Source organism: Hahella sp. HN01, assembly GCF_018986435.1.
Classification (GTDB): Bacteria; Pseudomonadota; Gammaproteobacteria; order Pseudomonadales; family Oleiphilaceae; genus Hahella.
The window spans coordinates 1-2,935 of record NZ_JAHMIN010000094.1 but is presented as its reverse complement, the minus strand read 5'-3'; the positions used below and the strand labels follow the sequence as shown (position 1 = coordinate 2,935).

Annotated in this window: 7 protein-coding genes; 1 reads left to right on the top strand and 6 read right to left on the bottom strand. The window is 49.3% G+C overall.

Annotated elements, in window-relative coordinates; all coding sequences use genetic code 11:
• Positions 1 to 181: 181 nt before the first annotated feature.
• Together KP814_RS32200 and KP814_RS33560 are read right to left on the bottom strand one after the other, a co-directional pair.
• Positions 182 to 436: a type II toxin-antitoxin system ParD family antitoxin gene (locus KP814_RS32200; RefSeq protein ID WP_011398328.1), complete on the bottom strand. Its 255-nt coding sequence runs from the start codon at positions 434 to 436 to the stop codon at positions 182 to 184.
• 59 nt (positions 437 to 495) lie between these two features.
• The gene (locus tag KP814_RS33560; protein ID WP_216740618.1) at positions 496 to 615 is read right to left on the bottom strand and encodes an HNH endonuclease; all 120 of its coding nucleotides are present in this window, start codon (positions 613 to 615) and stop codon (positions 496 to 498) included.
• Positions 616 to 849: 234 nt separating this feature from the next.
• On the opposite strand from KP814_RS33560, the gene KP814_RS32190 reads away from it, so the two are divergent.
• Positions 850 to 1,464: a hypothetical protein gene (locus KP814_RS32190; RefSeq protein WP_216740617.1), complete on the top strand. Its 615-nt coding sequence runs from the start codon at positions 850 to 852 to the stop codon at positions 1,462 to 1,464.
• An 86-nt stretch (positions 1,465 to 1,550) separates the two neighbouring features.
• Here KP814_RS32190 and KP814_RS32185 read toward each other — a convergent pair whose 3' ends face one another.
• The 4 genes from KP814_RS32185 to KP814_RS32170 form a co-directional block, all read right to left on the bottom strand.
• A complete protein-coding gene (locus KP814_RS32185; RefSeq protein ID WP_216740616.1) occupies positions 1,551 to 1,910 on the bottom strand; it encodes an HNH endonuclease in 360 nt (119 codons plus the stop codon).
• Complete coding sequence (locus KP814_RS32180; protein WP_216740615.1) at positions 1,910 to 2,188, bottom strand: hypothetical protein; 279 nt, start codon at positions 2,186 to 2,188, stop codon at positions 1,910 to 1,912. The genes KP814_RS32185 and KP814_RS32180 overlap by 1 nt, the downstream gene beginning before the upstream one ends.
• A complete protein-coding gene (locus tag KP814_RS32175) occupies positions 2,188 to 2,592 on the bottom strand; it encodes a 3TM-type holin (RefSeq protein ID WP_253938804.1) in 405 nt (134 codons plus the stop codon). Before KP814_RS32175 ends, KP814_RS32180 begins: the two co-directional genes overlap by 1 nt.
• The coding region (locus KP814_RS32170) for a M15 family metallopeptidase (protein WP_216740613.1) at positions 2,589 to 2,935 on the bottom strand (347 nt) is incomplete at its 5' end. The genes KP814_RS32170 and KP814_RS32175, both read right to left, overlap by 4 nt.

Here is a 2,935-nt window from a genome sequence, read left to right as displayed (position 1 = left end):
TGTGGAAAGAGCTGCGGATATAGGGCGATAGGCCCACTTCCGCCCTGAAAGGGGCGAAAGTTGTTGGAAAAAGCAGTATATGGTTGGGCCAAATGCACAATGGAGAGGGATATTGGGATAACTATGGGTTATTCAGAGGTTCCCTAGATCAGCCTCCGCTTTAGGACGAAGCTTGAATGTGTTATCCGTCATTCGAGGTCTTTTTCATCCTTGCAAGAAACTCATTCACATCCCAGTTTTTAAGCTCTCCGCTGGCTTCTCCCTCATCAATCAGGCTACGAAGCTCTTGCAGTTTAGAAGCCGCCATCTGCTCTTGTAGCAACCTCAACCCTGCTCGGATCACTTCGCTCTGATTGTTGTAGCTGCCGGTCTCGATCATCGAAGAAATGAAGCTTTCCAGCTCAGCGCTAGGCTGAAAGGTGATTGTTCTAGGCATCGTTTGCCCTCCGCTTTGTAAGAACTATTCTTACAGTATCACAAACTGGTGAAACCTGCTCAACTCTGCGACGTCTTATGGCTATGACAAAGCCTACAAATTCCCTGCAGGTTCTTCTCCTGATCATCACCGCCACTCGCCTTGGGTTGTCTCAGTATCCGCGCCCAAGCTTTCGCCATTGCCAACCATAGCCGCGTTGGGGATCGCCGCCCTTTTTAAATGACTGTCACAGCATCGTGACTTTTGACCCGCTCCGCCAGCCATACAGCTAACTTGAATCAACGAGACTATTTCCAATTTCGATAGTGAAGGGATAGATCAATCACTAGCGCTTAGCTAGTCAAGATGTATAGCACGATATTAAAAAACTAAAAGCAGTTCATCAGCAACTTTCATATAGAGAGCTCAACACCATGAGATTCATTAAGAGCACAAGTCAATTAAGCCCAGCTGTTGTTTGGAATACACTTTCACCATGGGATGATTGCCCTTGGGTGGTTATCGGAAACCTGTATGTTTCAGTTTGCTTTACAGGAAATGATTCTTGGGAAAGTATGGCGCACTATCTACATACTAAAGGCCAAAACAACTTTAGCATATTGACAGGAAGACATGGCGATCAACTGGGTCAAAAGGTTGTTAATGGCAAGTTCATAAACAGAACCGATGATGAGGATGCTATCAACCCTGTCGGCGATAAGATTCTTCGTAATAAAATGATTTCTTTATACCCAAGAATGAACATTAGAATAGTAGATGTTGGAAATGGAAATCACAACACCGTTCCTCTACTAACCAATGAAATCAAACGGCAGCTCTCTGAAAACCGTATCGTGATATTGGCATGGTGTTATTCTCTTAGCGCACAAAAAGAGGGCTGGGATGAATCAGTTAAGAAAAGATTCCCACAAGTGTTTTTTGGCGCCGACAAAGTACCTATTGGCTTCACAGCGAAAGATTGGGCATGGGTAAATAGGTATGGCAAAAGTGCTGCGTCCATAGCTGCCGAGCAAATAGCTCTACCATAACTTATACTTTCCCTTGAAACCTTACGATTAGATGAAAATCAATATTGAACGCCCCTCTATATGAGGGGCTTTAATTTATTGATATCTTATTGCCCGCTGACAGATTTGTTGCGGTGACACTGCCTACATATCCCTTGTAGATTCTCTTCCCGATCATCACCGCCTTGTGCCTTGGGCTTGATGTGATCCACCTCCGTCGCCGCACTGGTACGCCCCTGCTTTAAACACACCTGACACAAGTAGTTATCCCGCCTCAGTATCCGAACTCTCAGCTTACGCCATTGCCAACCATAACCGCGTTGGGTGTCGCTGCCCTTCTGTTGTTGCCATACTCCCCAGCGTGTCGCCTCTCGCTTGTCTGCGTGGCTCTCACAGTATCGCGACTTGTGCCGGGTCGTATTGGGACAGCCCTTATCTTTGCAGGGCCTTAACGAAGCTTGAGGCATTACCGGTCACTCTGCCGCTCGATCAGGCGGTCTAACTTGTCGTTGATGGCCCGCAGGTCGGTTTTGATCTCATTACGGACAGCGTCGATACGTTGCCGCTGTTGCACCTGCTCTTCATTCAGGTACTTAACCGCCAGCGCGTTTTGCTCCACACGGCGATCTATGGAGCCCGCCCAGGTGATCACGGAAATGGCGATTACCAGCGTGCTGATCAAGTGGCCCACACTGATGGTTTTGTCCAAGTGCCAGTGCCTCCGGGGGATTTGGTTTTCTTCCATTATTTCTTACTCATCACGTCGGTTACCTTGGGGGCGATCTTCTCCAGCGATCTGCCAGCGACATATCCACCTAAGCCTATTTGCAGCAGATCCCAGGCTTCCACGCTTAATCGAAACGTCAGTAGACCGAACGAGTCGCACACAATCAGCGCAAGAAAACACAGCATGGTCAGCGGTCGCCAGTTGCGCTGCAGGATGCTTTGCCCCTGCGCCTCCGCTTGGATCGTTCTGGCCTTCGCCTCCAGCAGCTTGGTTTCGTATTCCATCACCCGTTGGGTTAGCTCGGCCTGAATCTGAAATAGCTGCGCTTGTATCTGGAGGCGCTCTTCGTCGCTGGTGTGGACGTTGTTGATAAGGTCGGCGACCGGTTTAAACAGGCTGATCAGTGAAGCCCAGGCGCTCATGGGTATTCTTTCCACGGCAGTTGATAATGAGGTCCGTCGAAAAAGCCGTTGAAATCGCCGCCCCACTCTATGGGAATGCCCAGCCCTTCGGCAGCTTGCTTCACCGCGTCGGCGAGTATCTGGTAATAGCGGGCTTCCCAAGTGATCGAGCCGTTAATCAAAACACCTAGGTCCACCGCATGCCCTGATAAATGGCGGCTGCGCATCGCCTTGGATTTGCCTGCCTTATACAGTTCCTTTTGGCGCTCGATGGTTCGCAGGCCTTCCAGCACAGTGAAGTCTATCGGGGTTTTCTGAATCGCCCTTTCCACTACTTTCACAAGGTCAGGATGCAGGCCAACCA